The sequence below is a fragment of the Streptomyces sp. NPDC058683 genome (genome assembly GCF_042716195.1).
GTDB lineage: Bacteria > Actinomycetota > Actinomycetes > Streptomycetales > Streptomycetaceae > Streptomyces.
This window is the reverse complement of sequence record NZ_JBHXSK010000011.1, coordinates 160,426-175,884: the sequence shown is the minus strand read 5'-3', so window position 1 is coordinate 175,884 and position 15,459 is coordinate 160,426. Positions and strand designations below refer to the sequence as shown.

At 70.3% G+C, this 15,459-nt stretch carries 9 protein-coding genes; 4 read left to right on the top strand and 5 right to left on the bottom strand.

What is annotated here, in order from left to right; all coding sequences use genetic code 11:
- The first annotated feature begins 525 nt into the window (after positions 1-525).
- On the top strand, positions 526-3,408 hold the full coding sequence (locus ACFWXC_RS14500; RefSeq protein WP_384478350.1) for an AAA family ATPase: 2,883 nt from the start codon (positions 526-528) through the stop codon (positions 3,406-3,408).
- Between the two features lie 235 nt (positions 3,409-3,643).
- Entirely contained in the window at positions 3,644-4,849 is a 1,206-nt protein-coding gene (locus ACFWXC_RS14495; protein ID WP_384478348.1) for a PucR family transcriptional regulator, read from the top strand.
- A 99-nt stretch (positions 4,850-4,948) separates the two neighbouring features.
- Here ACFWXC_RS14495 and ACFWXC_RS14490 read toward each other — a convergent pair whose 3' ends face one another.
- Genes ACFWXC_RS14490 through ACFWXC_RS14475 form a run of 4 tightly spaced genes read right to left on the bottom strand, consistent with a single transcriptional unit; the run spans position 4,949 to position 11,226 of the window.
- A complete protein-coding gene (locus tag ACFWXC_RS14490) occupies positions 4,949-7,012 on the bottom strand; it encodes a trypsin-like peptidase domain-containing protein (protein ID WP_384478345.1) in 2,064 nt (687 codons plus the stop codon).
- A gap of 1 nt (position 7,013) precedes the next feature.
- On the bottom strand, positions 7,014-8,867 hold the full coding sequence (locus tag ACFWXC_RS14485) for a peroxidase family protein (protein WP_384478342.1): 1,854 nt from the start codon (positions 8,865-8,867) through the stop codon (positions 7,014-7,016).
- Positions 8,864-10,825, bottom strand: coding sequence for a GMC family oxidoreductase (locus tag ACFWXC_RS14480; protein ID WP_384478339.1), 1,962 nt, complete (start codon positions 10,823-10,825; stop codon positions 8,864-8,866). The genes ACFWXC_RS14485 and ACFWXC_RS14480 overlap by 4 nt, the downstream gene beginning before the upstream one ends.
- Positions 10,822-11,226, bottom strand: a complete 405-nt coding sequence (locus tag ACFWXC_RS14475) for a hypothetical protein (protein ID WP_384478336.1) — start codon at positions 11,224-11,226, stop codon at positions 10,822-10,824. Before ACFWXC_RS14475 ends, ACFWXC_RS14480 begins: the two co-directional genes overlap by 4 nt.
- A gap of 441 nt (positions 11,227-11,667) precedes the next feature.
- On the opposite strand from ACFWXC_RS14475, the gene ACFWXC_RS14470 reads away from it, so the two are divergent.
- On the top strand, positions 11,668-12,294 hold the full coding sequence (locus ACFWXC_RS14470) for a lasso peptide biosynthesis B2 protein (protein WP_384478333.1): 627 nt from the start codon (positions 11,668-11,670) through the stop codon (positions 12,292-12,294).
- 1 nt (position 12,295) lies between these two features.
- Positions 12,296-14,113 carry an asparagine synthase-related protein gene (locus tag ACFWXC_RS14465; RefSeq protein WP_384478330.1) on the top strand — a complete coding sequence of 606 codons (1,818 nt, stop codon included), beginning with the start codon at positions 12,296-12,298 and terminating at the stop codon, positions 14,111-14,113.
- Positions 14,114-14,116: 3 nt separating this feature from the next.
- Here the strand turns inward: ACFWXC_RS14465 and ACFWXC_RS14460 are convergent, their stop codons facing one another.
- Positions 14,117-15,427, bottom strand: a complete 1,311-nt coding sequence (locus ACFWXC_RS14460; protein WP_384478327.1) for a hypothetical protein — start codon at positions 15,425-15,427, stop codon at positions 14,117-14,119.
- Positions 15,428-15,459: the final 32 nt, after the last annotated feature.

Genomic DNA, 15,459 nt, shown 5'->3' with positions numbered 1-15,459 from the left:
CTCGGCGGAGCGCCGACGCGGCCTGGCGGAGCGTTCAGGAGCCTGCCGTGGCGACCCTGTGGCCAGTCACTGTCGTGGGGGCCGATTGCTGTGACGGGAAACAGGAATCACCGCCCCCCGATCAGTGATGATCTTGCTGTCGATGTGAAGCGGACGTTCGCCCATGTGGGGACCGTACGTCTCCTTCTGTGCGCTTCGACGGTGCCCGAGATGTTCCGGTTCCTCCATCTCTGGCGTGCACGCAGGCTGTTCAGCGACGGCATTTTCCGTCCTACCCGAAGTGGGGTGCGTTGGATGCAGGGCTACACCTCTGTGTGGTCGCCGTGAAGGCAAGGCGCCTGACTCCCGCTTCGCCATGGCTGCACGTCGGCAGGAGGCCGGTATCGGTGATGGCCGGCGTTGTGGTCTGCGCGGCGGACGGTGCTGTCGAGCCCCGCGACGGGGCCGGGTCTTGACCGTCGCAGATTGAGTAAATAGTTAGGGATGTACTTTTTGTCAACTCGTCATCAGGTTCCCGGCAGTCCGATGGGCAGCGGGAAGTCGGCGAATTCCCGGCCTGGAGCGGACCTGGCCGGGCGCACGGCCGAGCTGGAACTGCTGGAATCGCTGGTCACCAGACACGATCGGGGCGGCGCCAGCCTGTTGCTGCGCGGCGCCCCGGGGGTGGGCAAGACAGCGCTGCTGAATACCGCCGCGGTACGAGCCGAAGAGCTCGGCATGCGGGTACTGCGCGCCTCCGGCGTGGAGTTCGAGGCCGAGATGAACTTCTCGGCGCTGCACCAGATGCTCTGGCCGCTGCGCCGGCACGCCGACCGGCTCGCCGACCACCATCGAGACGTCCTCGACCGGATCTTCGGTCTCGCCCCGGGACCGTCGCCGGACCCGATGGCCGCCTCGACGGCGGTACTCGCCCTGCTCGGCGAGGTCACCACCGAGCGCCCGCTGCTGATGATCGCCGACGACGTACCGTGGATCGACGGCGCCAGCGCGACCGCGCTCGGGTTCGCCGTCCGCAGGATCGGTGACGATCCGGTCGTCTTCCTCGCCGCCGCCCGCACGGGAACCGAGGGTCTCTGGCACCAACTCCAGCTGCCCGTATGCGAGATCGGGCCACTGGCCGCGCAGCCGGCGGCCGAGCTGCTGGACGCCCGATGGCCCGGGCTGACGCCGACGGTACGGCGTCGGTTGCTGGCCGAGGCCGCGGGTAACCCGCTCGCGCTGCGGGAACTGCCGGCGGCGCTGAGCAGCAGGCAGCGCTCGGGCCAGGACCCACTGCCCACGCTCCTGCCCCTGTCCGGCCGGCTGGAGGCGGCCTTCGCCTCTGCCGTCGAAGGGCTGCCCGCGCCGACCCGAAGAGGGCTGCTCCTGGCGGCGCTGGACGCCGACGCCGGCCTGACAACGATACGGAAGGCCGCCCAGGGCTCTGTGGACATCGACGACCTCGCCCCGGCGCAGCAGGCGGGCCTGGTACATGTCGATGCGGCCGACGGCGCCATAGCGTTTCGCCATCCGCTGGTCCGCGCGGCGATCGTGCACCTGGCATCCCCTGGTGAACGCCGAAGCGCGCACCACTCGCTGGCCGCGGCGCTGGCCGACTTCGCCGAGCGCCGGGCCTGGCATCTGGCCGAGGCCACGACCGGACCGGACGAGACGGTGGCCCGGGCGCTGGACGAGGCAGCCCTGTCCGCCTGGCGCCGCGTCACGGTGTCCGGCCCCGAGGCCCGGGCGTCGGACGAGACGGCCGTCTCCGACCGGCGGCGCGTCGCCGCGTCCGGCGCGGTGGCCGCGCTCATGCGGGCCGGTGAACTCAGCCCACATCCGGGCGACCGGTCCCGCCGCCTGGTCGAGGCCGCCTACCTTGCCACCTTCACCGGTCAATTCGAAGACGTCCCACGGCTGTTGGTCGATGTCGGACAGGCGCCCGACACGCCGACCGGGCTGGTCTTCGCCGCTACAGCCCACCTCCTCACGAACGATGAGGGTGATGTCGACACCGCCTACCGGCTCCTCACCCGGGCGCTCGACGACACCGCCGACACCGCCGGGAACGACAACTGGGACCACTACGGCATCCTGTACGCGCTGCTGCTCGTCGGCCTCTACGCCCTCCGCCCTGAGCCGTGGGAGCTCCTCAAGACCGCGATGGCCCGGTTCGAACCGGCGGCGGTGACGCCGTTCAGACTGTGCCACGACGCGTATGTCGACCCCACTCGCGCCCCCGAGGCGTTGCGGAAGGACCTCGCCGACGCCTTCGCGGCACTGCCTGACGACGCGGCACCCTGGCAGCTGATCCCTCTGGCCTTCGCGGCGGTCGCGTTGGACGCCCTGTCCGACTACAGGTACCTGGTCTCCCGCATGATCGAACGGGAGCGCGACGGCGGCGCCATCGCCATGGCCATTCCCGCTTTGATGCTGCTCTGCCACGACTCCTACGCCCACGGACAGTGGGACGAGGCCGAGGGGCTGGCGCAGGAGGGGCTGGACCTCGCAGCGGTCTACGGCTACCACTTCTGGGAACGGCAGATTCGGGCCCTGCTGGCATCGGGTGCGGGTCTGCGCGGCGACGCGGATCTCGCCCGTACCCGCAGCGAGGAGACCACGACCTGGGCGGTGCCTCGCGGCATCGAGGTGACGGAGGGGTACGCCCGGTCGGCGCGCCACCTCGCCGCCATGGGCGAAGGCGACTACGAGGAGGCCCACGTCCAGGTGGCCAGGGTCGATCCGACCGGCGCACCGAGCGGTGTCCCAGCCCGGTGGGTGGTCCTGGACCTGGTCGAGGCGGCGGTCCGCACCGGCCGCATGGACGAGGCCCGCGCCCACGTCACCGCCGCCCAAGAGGCAGGCATCCACCGCATCTCCCCGCGCATCGCGATGATCACCGCCGGGGCCGCCGCCGTGGCTGCCGATGAGAGCGAAGTCGACCACCTGTTCGAGGTGGCCCTGTCCCTGCCCCATGCGGCCCGGTGGCCGTGGGAACACGCGCGCATCCAGTTCAGCTACGGGCAGTGGCTGCGCCGCGACCGCGACCCTCGTGCCCGCCTGTACCTGAGCGCCGCCCTCGAAACCTTCGACCGGATCGGGGCCAAGGCCATGGCCCAGCGGGCCCGCAACGAACTGCGCGCCACCGGCGTCGCGATCACCAGCGGGCCCGCCGCACCGACAGCCGCGCTGACCGTGCAGGAGCGGCAGATCGCCGAGCTGGCGGCCATCGGCCTGACCAACAAGCAGATCGGTGAGCGGCTGTTCCTGTCCCACCGTACGGTCGGCTCCCATCTGCACCGGCTGTATCCCAAGCTCGGTATCACCTCACGCGCCGCGCTTCGGGTCGCCCTGGAGGCCATGGCACCCGGCGAGGACGACCAGGCCTCTCGGTCGGCGTTCCTCACCGAGGACCAGGACGGCGGGTAGTCCCGTGCGGCCACACATGACTGAACATCGCCGCATCGCATCGTGCTGCAGCGCCGGCGTTCCCCGTAGGGTGCCGGTCGCAGCCCGCCCCGAGACACTTCCGGCGCCACCCGGCTCCAGTCACCGTCTGCTTCACGCGGACGGGTCTCACCGCAACCACTCCGTGCCCCTGTGCGGGCTGCGGCTCCGACGGTAGGGTGGACAGAAGATCCTGATCAGCGAGCCGGAGAAGACCTTGGTCGACAAGGAGATCAGCACCCTGGCGACTGCTCTGCTCGAACGCGTCGAGGACCTGGCGAAGGGGATGGCGGCGCGGATCCGTGCCGGCTCGCGGGACTACCAGTACGACGTGGTTCCTGAGGACGAGCTGGCGGAGGCTTGCCGGATCCACCTCGGCAATGCGCTCCGGGCGCTGACCGGGCAGGCACCTCTGGACACCGAAGCCGCGACCCGCATCGGCCGCCGACGTGCTCTGCAGAACGTGCCGCTTCCCGCCGTGATGACGGCCTACCGCATCGGCGTGAAGTACTTCTGGGAGGCAGTGGTCGCCGAAGCCACCAGCAACTCCCTGGTGGGGAGCGACAAGCTGGTCGCGGCGGCCTCGGCGATGTGGGTGATCCAGGACGGCATCACCGAGGCCATGGTCTCCGGCTACCACGACGCCGTGGCCCAGCGTCTCCTAGCCAGCGACCAGGAGTGCTCGGCGCTGGTGGAGGCGCTGCTCGAGGGCAGGAGCATGGACGTCGACGCCCTGTGGTCCGCGGCGGAGGCTCTGGGAGTACCGCGCAACGGTCCTTTCACCGTGGTCGCCGCAGAGGTACCGCAGATCGGTCGGCAGGCCCTGCCGGAGGTTGCGGCCCTCCTGAGCCGGCGCGGCATCCGGTCCGCCTGGCGGCTGCGCCCCGATCTCCAGCTGGGCATCGTGTATCTGCGCAGCCCGCGGGCCCTGGACGACCTCCTCGGGGTGCTGCGGCAGCACGCGGAGCGGCGCGTGGGGGTGAGTCCCTCCTACGACGACCTGTACGGCACGGGGGACGCCCTGCGCTTCGCCAAGGTCGCCATGCGCGGCGGCGACGCGGAGAGCCGTGCCGTGACCGTCTTCGACGACTCCCTGGTCGCGGTCGCGGCGGCCGGGGCACCCGATGTCATGGCGCGCGTCGCCGCCCATGTCCTCGGTCCGATCGAGGCCCTGCCGGTCGACGAACGCGAATTGATGCTGGACACGCTGGACGCCTGGTTCAGCTGCGGCGGATCGGCCGAGGAGGCCGCCAAGAGTCTGTATGTCCATCCCAACACGGTGCGCATGCGCCTGCGCCGCATCGCCGAACGGACCGGCCGCTCCATAACCGATCCCCGCGGCATCGCCGAACTCTCCCTCGCCCTGCGCGCGGTCCGGCAGACACCGAAGCCCCCGTCCCCGGAGTCGACCCCGGTCGAATGAGTCGTCGCACCACTCGATGGCGGTGCCGATCGGGCCGGCGGCGACGATGCGATGTGATCACCGACGACACAGGTCGGCATCGGTGACCGAGCGGCAGGCTCAGTCGCCGAGGTGGTTGCCGATCGACCGGGCGACCTCGGCGTGGGCGAGGTACTCGACGATGCTGTGGGCCCGGTCGCGGGCGTTGACGACGGCGAGGTCGGACAGCCCGTCCGCCCAGTCGTCGCCCAGCGGGCAGCCGACGGCCACCGCGTCGGTCGGGCACCATGCGTTGAGCCAGTCCGCCACGGTGTCCGGACGCTTCGGCCCGCCGACGAGCAGCCTGCTGTACACGCTGTCCAGGCCGAGGGGACTGCCCGCCGTGGTCAGATGGACGAGGTTCACGCCGGGGGACAGCCGGGTGACGAGATCCAGGCCGACGACCGTGCCGAGGCTGTGGCTGACGAGCACCACTTCCCCGGCGTCCGGCATCGTCTCCAGCACGCAGTCCAGGACCTCGTCCCGGATGCGCCGGTCGTCGAGGTACGCGGCCACGTCACGGAAGACCAGGGCGATGGCCCAGGCGTCGAGGTCGCTCCGGGCGGCCAGCCAGCCGAGCCGCTTGTGCAGGGTCCCGACCACGTCGTCCAGGCCGATCCGTTCGGTGGCCAGCTGCCCCTCCTGCGGCATGTCCCACTTCGCGGCCGCCTCGCCGATGATCTCCTCGTACACCGCGCGGGCGGTGGGGGTGGCGGGTGCGACCGCCTCCGCCGCCCTGGCGGTCGGCGCCTCGGTGAGGTGGGGAACGGCCTCGTGCGCGGTCAGGGCCTGCACCAACCGGTCGCCGTAGTAGGGGAACCAGACGTCCGCCGGGTCGACCGGGGGGAGCCCGGCGCGGACGAGCCCCTGGTTGAGTCCGGCCGCCCATTCGCGGCGCAGTTTCTCGGGGTCCCTGCCTTCCTGGGAGCGACCGTGCAGGAAGACCAGATGCCGTGCGCCGCCGAACGCGCCGGCCCGGGCGCGCAGGCCCGCACGCGCGGTGGCCCTCTCGACGGCGGGACGCGACACCGGGACAGCGGGAGCCGGAGCCGTCGCCGGGCCGGCGACGGGAGCCGGACCCGCCACCGGAGCGGCCGCTGCCTCCGCGACGCGCAGCCCCGACTCCGGGCCCATCTCGGCCAGCAGCTCCCGCTGCCGGGAGGCGAGGGGCAGGGCCGCGAGGTGTCTCAGGATGGAGCTGACGCGTACGCCCTCGTTGGACACCCAGTCGATGGCGTCGTCGCCGTCACCGGGCTGCCAGAGCCGGCCGTCACGGCGCAGGACGCGGCCCTGCCCGTCGGCCCTGGGCACACCGCTGTGGTGGAGCGCGACGACCTCCCACTGGTCGTTGAACACCGGAGAACCCGAGTTGCCCGGCTCGGTGTCCGTCTTGTAGTGGAGGAAGTCGTCGAGGCGCACCTGAAGCATGTTGTCGCGTACGGCGATCTCCTTGAGGCGCCCCATCGGATGGCCGATGACGTTGACCGGCTCGCCGATCACCAGCTTTCCCGGCTGTGCGCTGAGCCGGTTCCAGCCGAATGTCTCCCCGGCGGGCCGCAGGTCCGGGCCGGGGGCGACCCGCACCAGGGCGAAGTCGAGGCGTTGGTCCGCCACGAAGAACCCGTCCGGGTCGAGCTCCAGCCGCGTCGGCGGCTGGGCGGTGTTGTCTACGGTGACCTGGGCGTCGAACTCCACGAAGCACTGCCGGGCGGCCTGCGCGTCGGTGAGCACGTGATGGTTGGTCATCAGCAGGCTCGGCGACACCAGGAAGCCGGTACCGAGCGGCAGTTCACGGCCGTTCTCCCGCACCGAGATCCGGGCGACGGTGCGTGCCGCCCGGGCGCCGCGCGGCAGGAAACTCCATGCCTGCAGCTCCTTGGACACCCCGAGGATGCGTTCGTACGCCGCGGTCGCTGCCAGCGGTTCCGCCCGGACGGCCGCCACCGCCATGGCGGCGGGCACCGCCTGCCGGTCGAGCAGCCGGGCCGCGCGCGCCGCGAGTGCCTCCTCCGAATCCGGGAAGGCGACCCCGGCGTCCTGCTGCTCCTCGACCGCCCGCCGCTCGTCGCCGGTCTCGTCGTACCGTGCGGTGGCCGCCGCGACCTGGCGCTCGCGTTCCTCCCGGAACCTGTCCGTCGCTGCCATGTCAGGTCACCGTCCTTGCGGCGCTGTGCCACGGCACGAAGGCGTTCGTCAGCCCCGAAAGAGCCGTACGCAGCTCCGGGTGGTGGCGCAGCAGCACCGTGATCATGCTGTTGTCGTCGATCCAGGCCATCCCGGCCTTGGAATACACCTCGGGGGTGTAGTACTCGGTGAAGAAGCGGTCGCTGTTCAGCCGGCGTGAGGCCATCAGGATGAAGATGCGGAACGCCGTGTCGCTGAAGGCGAATCCGGCCGGCAGCTTCTCCGCGTACAGCCCGACCATGAGGTCGACCTTCTCGATGTCGCCGTCGTAGAGCCACTGGATCTGCTCGGCCCACGCCCGGTTCTCCGTCAGCTCCAGGAAGTTCGCCGCGGGCTTCAGCCGCAGCAGCCGCCGGAACTCGTTGTAGCGGGGGACGCCCAGTTCCCGGGAGCGCAGGATGTCGGTGGCGGCGAGGTCCTGCAGTTGCCCGTCGGGGCGCTCGAACTCCTGGAGGAACCTGGGGAAGTTGTGCAGGGTGACCAGTCCGGGGTGGAGCGTGCCGAAGCTGTAGAGCAGATCGGCCATCTCAGTGGTCTCCATGACCTTCAGCGCCCCGGGGCCCGCGATGTCACGGAGGGTGCAGTGGCGCAGGCTCGAGTCGTCGGCGGCCGAGCGCAGATGCCACTCGTCGCGGACGAGCGGGTGCATGCGGTAGACGGCCACGAACTCCTCGGTGAGGGAGTACGGAACGCCGTAGTGGTCCGTCTCGCCGCCCGGGATGCCGCTGACGACCTCGCTGTCGCTGATCCGGCCGAAGAGGTTGTGCACGCGCTCGCCCGCGATGCCCCACCAGTTGGCGCGCAGTGCCTTGACGGTGGTGGGGTGGCTGATCACGGCCGGTGTCCACTCCACGGTGTGGATCTTGGCGAGGAGCGCGGCGTTGACGAGCCGGGCGCGCTGGAAGAGTTCCTCGTCGTTCCAGGACGGATACGCGCCGTGCAGGTGATCGCAGATCGCGTTGTGCTCACGGGCGAACAGGTCGTGCATCATGGCGAGGCCCAGCCAGAAGCCGGGGACGTGCGAGGGGTCCCGGGAGGGGTCCGAGGGGACCGGGGACTGCTCGTCGTCCCACAGATGCAGCCTGCCCAGCTCGCCGGTGCGCATCAGACGCTGCTCGGTCTCGTTCGACCCGTAGATCTGCGACGCGTCCCACCAGTGGGAGGACACGTTGACGCGGGTGTCGGGTGTCCCGGCGGGTGCCTGCGGGTCGCGGGTCGGGTCGTCCGGTGTCCGCATGATCCGCATGGGGTGCTCCGGCCACGGGTCGTCGTCCATGAGGGGGACTTCCCAGGGCCGTTCCGTGGGGCTGGTCCCGTGGCTGAACCAGTCGCGGACCATGAACTGAAGCCAGGCGGCGACCAGGGAGTTGACCGATTCGGCGGGGACGAGCGCGTCGCGGGTGAGCACGGCGCGGCTGACCTCGCGCGGGTTCGGCGCGGACAGTACGTCCTCGGGTGCGGTCGGTGCGATCCGGTCCAGCGGGATGTTCCGGCCGAAGCGGGTGCCCGCCATGCCCATGCGAGGCTCGTCGAGGTCGTTGTGGCCGCCGTCGGCGGTCCGGTCGACCTTGTGGGTCTCGGAGGGGGGTCCGGGATCGGGCAGATTCACCGAGGGCAGTCGGCCGGTGTCGTGGAGGTTCTTCTGCCGAAGCCTGACGCGCAGTCCGAGGAGCGTCACCAGGCCCGGAACGACGGGCAGTCTGTCCCAGCCGATGCGCCGGTCCACCGCTTGGGCGACGGCGGTGACGATCCGCCAGGGCAGTGACGTACGGTATCCGGCTGCGGAGCTTCGTGCGGCGGGTCGTTGCTTGCTCATGGCGGTCCTCCTCGGGCGGCTGCTCCTTGGGCGGTTGCTGATTGAGTGGTTGCTCCTCGGGCGGTTGCGAGGATCACGTCGCTCGCCTTCTCGCTGACCATGTAGATGGGGGCGGCGACGAAGAATCCGGGAATGCGGGGGAAGACCGAGGCGTCGACGATCCGCAGGCGGTCCACTCCGCGCACCCGGAACTCGCTGTCGACGACGGCCGAGGGATCGTCCGGACGTCCCATCCGGCAGGTGCAGGACGCGTGGTGGCCCCAGGCCTCGTCCTGCACGAAACGGCGGATGCCGTCACGGCCGTCGATCTCCTTGCCGGGCCACAGCTCCTCCAGGATCACGGAGCCGGCCTTGCGGTTCATCCGGCGCACGAACTCGACGGCACCGGCCATGGCGTCGAGATCCACGGCGTCCTTGTCCGTGCCCTCGCCGAAGTAGTGGAAGTTCACCAGTGGGGTGTCACGGGGGTCGGTGGAGCGCAGCCGCACCCGGCCCCCGGTGTTGTGGGTGCGGCTCTTGAGGATGGCCCAGGTGAAACGGTCCTTGTGGAGTGTCAGGTCGAGCGAGTAGCCGGGCCGGTAGCCCCGGAAGTCGAAGGGGCCGCCGAAGATGAACAGGTCGGGTGCGTCCAGCTCCGGACGGGACTTGCGGGTGACACCGACGACGGCGCCGTTGGTGGTGTACAGACCTTCGCCGCGCCGCCAGGCCCGGTAGCAGTGGTCCGGTTCGGTCCCGGGTCGCGGCGCGTGGAAGTCGCAGTCCTTGAGGACCGGGAACTCGCGGTCCATCCGGCTGACCACGCCGACCTCGTACCGGTCCTGGAGATTCGCGCCCACACCCTGGAGGTCGACCCGTACGGGGATGCCGTGCCGCCGCAGCTCCTCACGGGGTCCGATGCCCGAAAGCATCAGCAGCTGGGGAGTGTTGAAGGCACCCGCGGCCAGGATCACCTCACGGGAGGCGAGGACCCTGCGCAGGACCGGTGGCCCGGCGTCCGGCCGGCTCGCGGGGTCGGCCCGGTAGGCGTGCGCCCCGTCCAGATAGTCGACGCCGGCCGCGGTTCCGTTCCCGTCCAGTACGACCCGGGCCGCCAGAGCGTTCGTCCGGACCACCAGGCTGCCCGGATGGCTTCGCTGTACGGCCCGGACCCGCTCGCGTACGGCGCTGCGCCGCCCGTCCGCGGTGGAGAGGGGGATCTGCCACAGCCCTTGCAGGGCACGCGTCTGAGCCCGCCAGTCGTTGGGGTCGACGAAGGAGCCGAACCCCTCCAGCGGGGACAGCGGCCGGTCGAGGAAGTCGGCCAGCGTGTCCTCCGCCGCCGAGAGGATGACCTTCAGCAACTGCTCGTCCTGGACGGCCAGTTCGGGGTCCGCGAGGGCGGTCGGCAGCCAGCCGTCGAATCCGTGGCGTGCGTCGTTGCGGTACCGGGCGCCCGTGACGGGCAGGATCTTCAGCAGCGCGGCCAGCAGCGGGCCGGCGGGCGGCTTCTTGGGTCTCGGCCGGTAGGTGCAGCGTTCCAGCCGCTCGAAGTACCGGCGCATGGCCGTGCTGTGCCACGTCGCGTCGCCGGTCTCCTCCGCGATCGCGTCCCAGTCGCGGTTGTACGGATAGACGGTGATCAGCGCGTGGTGCGCGGTACAGCCGCCGACCGTCCCGGCACGCGGGTAGAGGATGCCCCGGTCCGGGACGAGTTTGCTGTCGCGCTGTTGCTGCGGCTCGTCGGCGTAGTGCCGTACGAAGTAGTTCCAGCACTGGACGGGGTCCTCGGAGGCGTCCGCGTGGAAGGCGGGCACCAGGTAGTTGTCGTTCTCCGGGGCGCCGCCCGCGTCGAGCAGCAGGGTGCGCATGCCCGCGACGGCGAGGTTGGCCGCGAGCGGCCCGCCGCCCGCCCCCGCGCCGACGACGACGTAGTCGAAACCCGTCTCGGCCGGGGAGTCGGCACCGGGCCCTCCCGTCACTTCCGCTTCCCCTTCACCGAGTTGGCGAGCGAGGCGGCGGCCAGGACCGTGTTGGCGGCCGAGATGAGCGTGGTCAGCGCGGCGGTACGGGGTGGCAGCCGGCCGCTCAGACCCAGCGTGGCCGCCGTCGCGGTGTCACTGCCGTGGATCAGGACGCCGTCGCGCAGGTCCTCCCGCAACCGCTCGTCGCGGTTGGTCAGCAGATCGAGGCCGAGCAGGATCGTACGGATCCCGAAGAGCCGGAACGCGTACACCGCCGCCGGACTGGGCGGCTCACGATCGGGGTCGAGACGCCGGATGAGCAGGCCGGGGGCGAACAGCCCGGCGACCCCGTTGAAGAGCCGGATGCCGGCGAGTGCGTAGACCGGGACAGCGCGAGAGCGGGTTTTCTGGGTGGCCATCAGGTCTCCTGACGGTGCGGTGATTCTTGCGGTGACGGGAACTACCGCCGAACCCCCCGACGAGGGAGAAGACACCCCGAAAACAGTCCAATTGTTACATTACGGGAATCATGGCCCCCTTGCATCTCGAGCCCCAGGGTTTCACCGGGGACGACCACGTCTGTCTCGGGTACTACGCGGCGGTACCACCGGCGGCGGACCTGGCTGCGTTCCCGCCGGCAGTCCGGTTGCGGGCCATTCGTTGCGGCGTAGCTTGGAGCTGATCGGTCCTGCCTGGCTCCGGAGGTGGCGATGTTTCTTCGATTCCTGCGGCGTCGTAAGCCGCGCCGGCTGGTTGTTCTCGGCAACGGCCGTCTGATCCGGGGTTTCAGCGGCGGACTCTACGACGGTCACGGTTACCAGTCCTGACACCCGTTCGCGGAGGATTCTGGAGGAGGTGCGGTGGCGGAGGACGTCGACGACCTGGCAGCCATGGCGAGGATGCTGTCGCCGTACTGCCGTGTCAGCCGGATGTCCGACGGAGCGCTGATCGCCGACTGGAAGCGGACGCGTTTTCTCGGGATGGCGGCCGCGGACGTCCGCAAGTTCGCTGAGGGAAGCCCTGAGGAACGCTCCGAGCTCGTCACCGTTCTTGTGCGGGCCGGATGCGCCCCGGGTCGCCGAAAGAAGCACGCTGACACCGGCGCCGTAGGCCTGTGGCTGCGTGGAGTGCACCTGCTCATCCGGACCCTGGGATTCGGGCGGGTCCTCCGGCTGCTGTCCTTGGCTGCCCCGGGTTACGCGCGTGCCGACCTCCCCTCCGTCCAGGAGCTGGAACACCTGAAACGAGCAGTGCAGAGACACAGCCGCCGCAGCTGGTTCGTCAATGGCGACTGCAAGTCCGAGGCCGTGACGGCCTTCCTGTTGCTGCGGCGGCGCGGCCTGAAGGCCGTACTCCACGTCGGTGTCCGCGAACACCCCTTCGCCCTGCACGCCTGGACGGCGTCGGCCGACGTGTGCATCCCGGATGCCGATCCGCGAGGGCACGCCTTCACCTCGGTGCTCGCGATCGACTGCGGGGGACGGTGACATGGATGCGCTCCGCCTCGAGTGGGCCGACGGCGCGCCGAGGTTCCGGACCTCCGACGTCATGGAGCGCCAGGGACTCGTGACGACGGTCTCCTCGCCGGCCGGCACCGCGGGCGTCGTCGGCTGGGTCGGGTCGGCCCGCGACCGCCGGGCGGGGGCACACGGCCTCCTCGACGTTTTCGGCCGGAAGGGAGCCGTCCCGCCGCTGCCGGTCGGCGACTACGCGGCCGTTCTGGTGTGCCGCGACCGCATCCTTCTGCTGCGCGACGGACAGGCACGCATCCCCCTGTTCTTCCGGGTGTCGGGCGGCCTCGTGAATGCCGTGAGCACCTCCGCACGCAGCCTGGGGAACGCCAAAGAGCTGGATCCCCGCTACTTCTGCCGGTACCTCACCGGCAACATGGCGCAACCGCACACGGACCTCACGCCGTTCGCCGGGGTACACCGCGTGCTCGGCGGAGAGGCGGTGGAACTGTCCCTCACCGGGCAGCTGCGCCGCCGTACGCCGCGACCCGTCCGACGGACCACGGACCCGCCCACGCCGCCGGCTGACGGCCCCCACCCCGGCGAGGCCGCGCAGCAGCTGCGCCTGGCGCTCGAGAACGCCGTCGGACGCCGTATGGGCACGACGACCGCATGCCATGTCTCCGGCGGCACCGATTCGACCAGCGTCGCGCTGCTCGCCGCACGTCTGCTGGCCGAGAGGCGCGTCGGCCCGGGGAACCTCGTCCTGATCGCCGGGCGTTTCTCCCGCGGCGAGCTGGCGGCGGAGCAGCCGTACCTCGACATCGCGCTGGAGGAGATCCGCCGGCACACACCCGCGGCGCGCCCGGTCGTCGTCGATGCCGACGACGTCGCCGACTTCGACGACTTCCAGCACCACGCGGGAGACGCGGACGAGCCTTCTCCGCACGCGTTCCGTGCCCCGTTCTGGAGCAGACTCCACTCCGAGGCCGCGGAACTCGGCTGTGACACCCTCCTGACCGGTTGCGGCGCCGATCCCGTCGCCGACGCCAATCCGTTCCACCTGCACAGACTCGCCCGCACGGGCCGGCTGCGGCAGATGACCCAGCAGGCACGTGCCTGGGCCGTCGGGAGCGAGCGGGGCCTGCGGGACATCGTCCACGCCTACGTGGTCCAGCCGGCCTTTCCGCTCGTGGCCGAACGGTTCACCGCACCGGTCCGAGGCAGGACGGTGCTCGGCGGTCTCGGCACCTTCAACCGCCCCCCATGGCTGCGCTCGGGATTCGCACGGGCTCACGGCTACCGGCAGGCTGGCATCGCCGAGAGCCGCTTCGCGTTCGGGCACCGGCCGGAACAGTCGCTGTACGACGCCGCCAATTACGTCGCCGCGCCCGACCTGTTGTCCTGGCACCGCGCGTCACGGGACGGGTTCTTCCTCTCGCACCCTTTCCTCGACCCGGACGTCATCGCCACGATGAGCTGCCTGCCGGCCGCGGTCACGTTCCGGCCGGGCCGTCCGAAGGCCGTCCTGCGTGCGGCCATGGCGGGCCTGCTCCCCGCCCCGATCAGCGACAGGGTGGCCAAGGTCCCCTTCGACGACCTCTACGCACGCGGCCTGCGGACGCACGGCGACGAACTCGTCTCCCTGTGCCGCTCCGCCCGCCATCCGCTGATCGCGGAGATGTTCGACGTCGAGACGCTGTGCCGGGCGGTGCGGGAGGCTCAGCTCGGCATCGGGGACGCGCACGCATGGGACCGTCTGAACAGCTCGCTCGCCCTGGTGGCCTGGCTGGAGCGGCTGGAGCGGCTGGAGCGGCTGGAGCAGCCCGCGCCGGCGCGACCGGTGCGGCACTGACCGTCAGTGCTGGCTCTTGATGTCCCACAGGTTCCGCACGTGAGCACCCGTCACGAGGTCGACAAGGCCGTACCGACTGGTCACCTCGCGTTGTTCCGAAGTAGTGGTCCTGCGGCCCTCCTCGCCGTCGCGCGTGATGGACGTCGCCACCGACGCGCCGTGTTTGCCGAACCTCCAGTAGACGGTGACGAAACGCGCATCCCTCGTGTATTTGTCGATCGCGTTGTTCTCGTGCACCCTGGCACGGTAGACGAGGAAGTCGCTTTCATTTGTCTGTTGTTTCTTCACCCATGCGGGAACCTTTTTCCCGCCCCAAGAATTCGTCAGGTACCGGAGTGGTGGCTCCAGTTCGAGCCGGTCCTTACGCGCAAGGCTCGCAGTGGCATAGAACGTCACTTGGTCGTAGGACGTGTTGATGGGTAGTTGTACTACCAGTCGCGTGGTGAAATTGTCGGTCGACTCGATCCAGTGGCCGAAGGGCATCCACGGTTGTGCCGTCAGCAAGTCGCCCTCCTGATGCATCTCCTTGCGGGAGAGCGGGTTCACTTCCGTGACTTTGGGCCACTTCTCGGCATCGAGTCGCCACTGCTGGCGGAGCCGATCCTCTCGGCTGAGCGGCACCTTTTGCGCCATCGCGTGGAATTCGGAGCCGAGCACATAGAAACCTCTCGTACCGGGATTCTGGATGGTGACGTCGACCGGTACGGCGAAGGCCTTACGGTCCTGGCTCAGCACCGCTTTCCCCATGGACAAGGTGATGACGGGGATGGTTTCACGCTCGTACGGCTGATAAAGGTTCTGGTAGCCGAAATTGGCGACCGCGATGACCGAGGGAATGATTACCGCGACGGCCACCCGCCTGGGAGTGGGGACCATGACCGACGTCCGCCACACCGTGAAGGCGGCCACTGCCGAACCTGCCGCGAGCACGCCGAACAATGCGTTGTAGAGCAGGGAATCGCCGTCCTTGCACGTCGTGACCAGGAGCATGACGTTGGCCAGCAGGGCGGTGAACGCGCCGAACAGCGCGACCAGGCCGGAGTACGGGAAGGTGTGCCGGATCCAGTGGTCCAGGACGGCGGCGGCGCCCACCAGCGTGGTGAGCGAGACCGTGAGGAGAACGGCACCGGTGAACCGGCCCGGGAAGGTCAGGGCGTGGAGGAAGTCCTCGATGCCGAACCGGGCCAGCAGCACCGTCGTCGTGAGAAGGACCAGCTCGATCAGTACCAGGGCCACCCGTGACCGCCAGGTCTTGAGCGAGGGCCGTCGCACCTTGGGGCGCAAGCCCGCATGAGGCTTGGGGGGAGTCGGCACCTGGTCACCTCCTGAGGTCGCCGGTCGTGTCG

What these genes read in the sequence shown, in the direction of transcription:
- ACFWXC_RS14475 (WP_384478336.1), bottom strand. Translation starts at nt 11,226, where the DNA reads ATGGCCACCCAGAAAACCCGCTCTCGCGCTGTCCCGGTCTACGCACTC.
- ACFWXC_RS14465 (WP_384478330.1), top strand. Translation starts at nt 12,296, where the DNA reads ATGGATGCGCTCCGCCTCGAGTGGGCCGACGGCGCGCCGAGGTTCCGG.
- ACFWXC_RS14490 (WP_384478345.1), bottom strand. Translation starts at nt 7,012, where the DNA reads ATGGCAGCGACGGACAGGTTCCGGGAGGAACGCGAGCGCCAGGTCGCG.
- ACFWXC_RS14485 (WP_384478342.1), bottom strand. Translation starts at nt 8,867, where the DNA reads ATGAGCAAGCAACGACCCGCCGCACGAAGCTCCGCAGCCGGATACCGT.
- ACFWXC_RS14500 (WP_384478350.1), top strand. Translation starts at nt 526, where the DNA reads ATGGGCAGCGGGAAGTCGGCGAATTCCCGGCCTGGAGCGGACCTGGCC.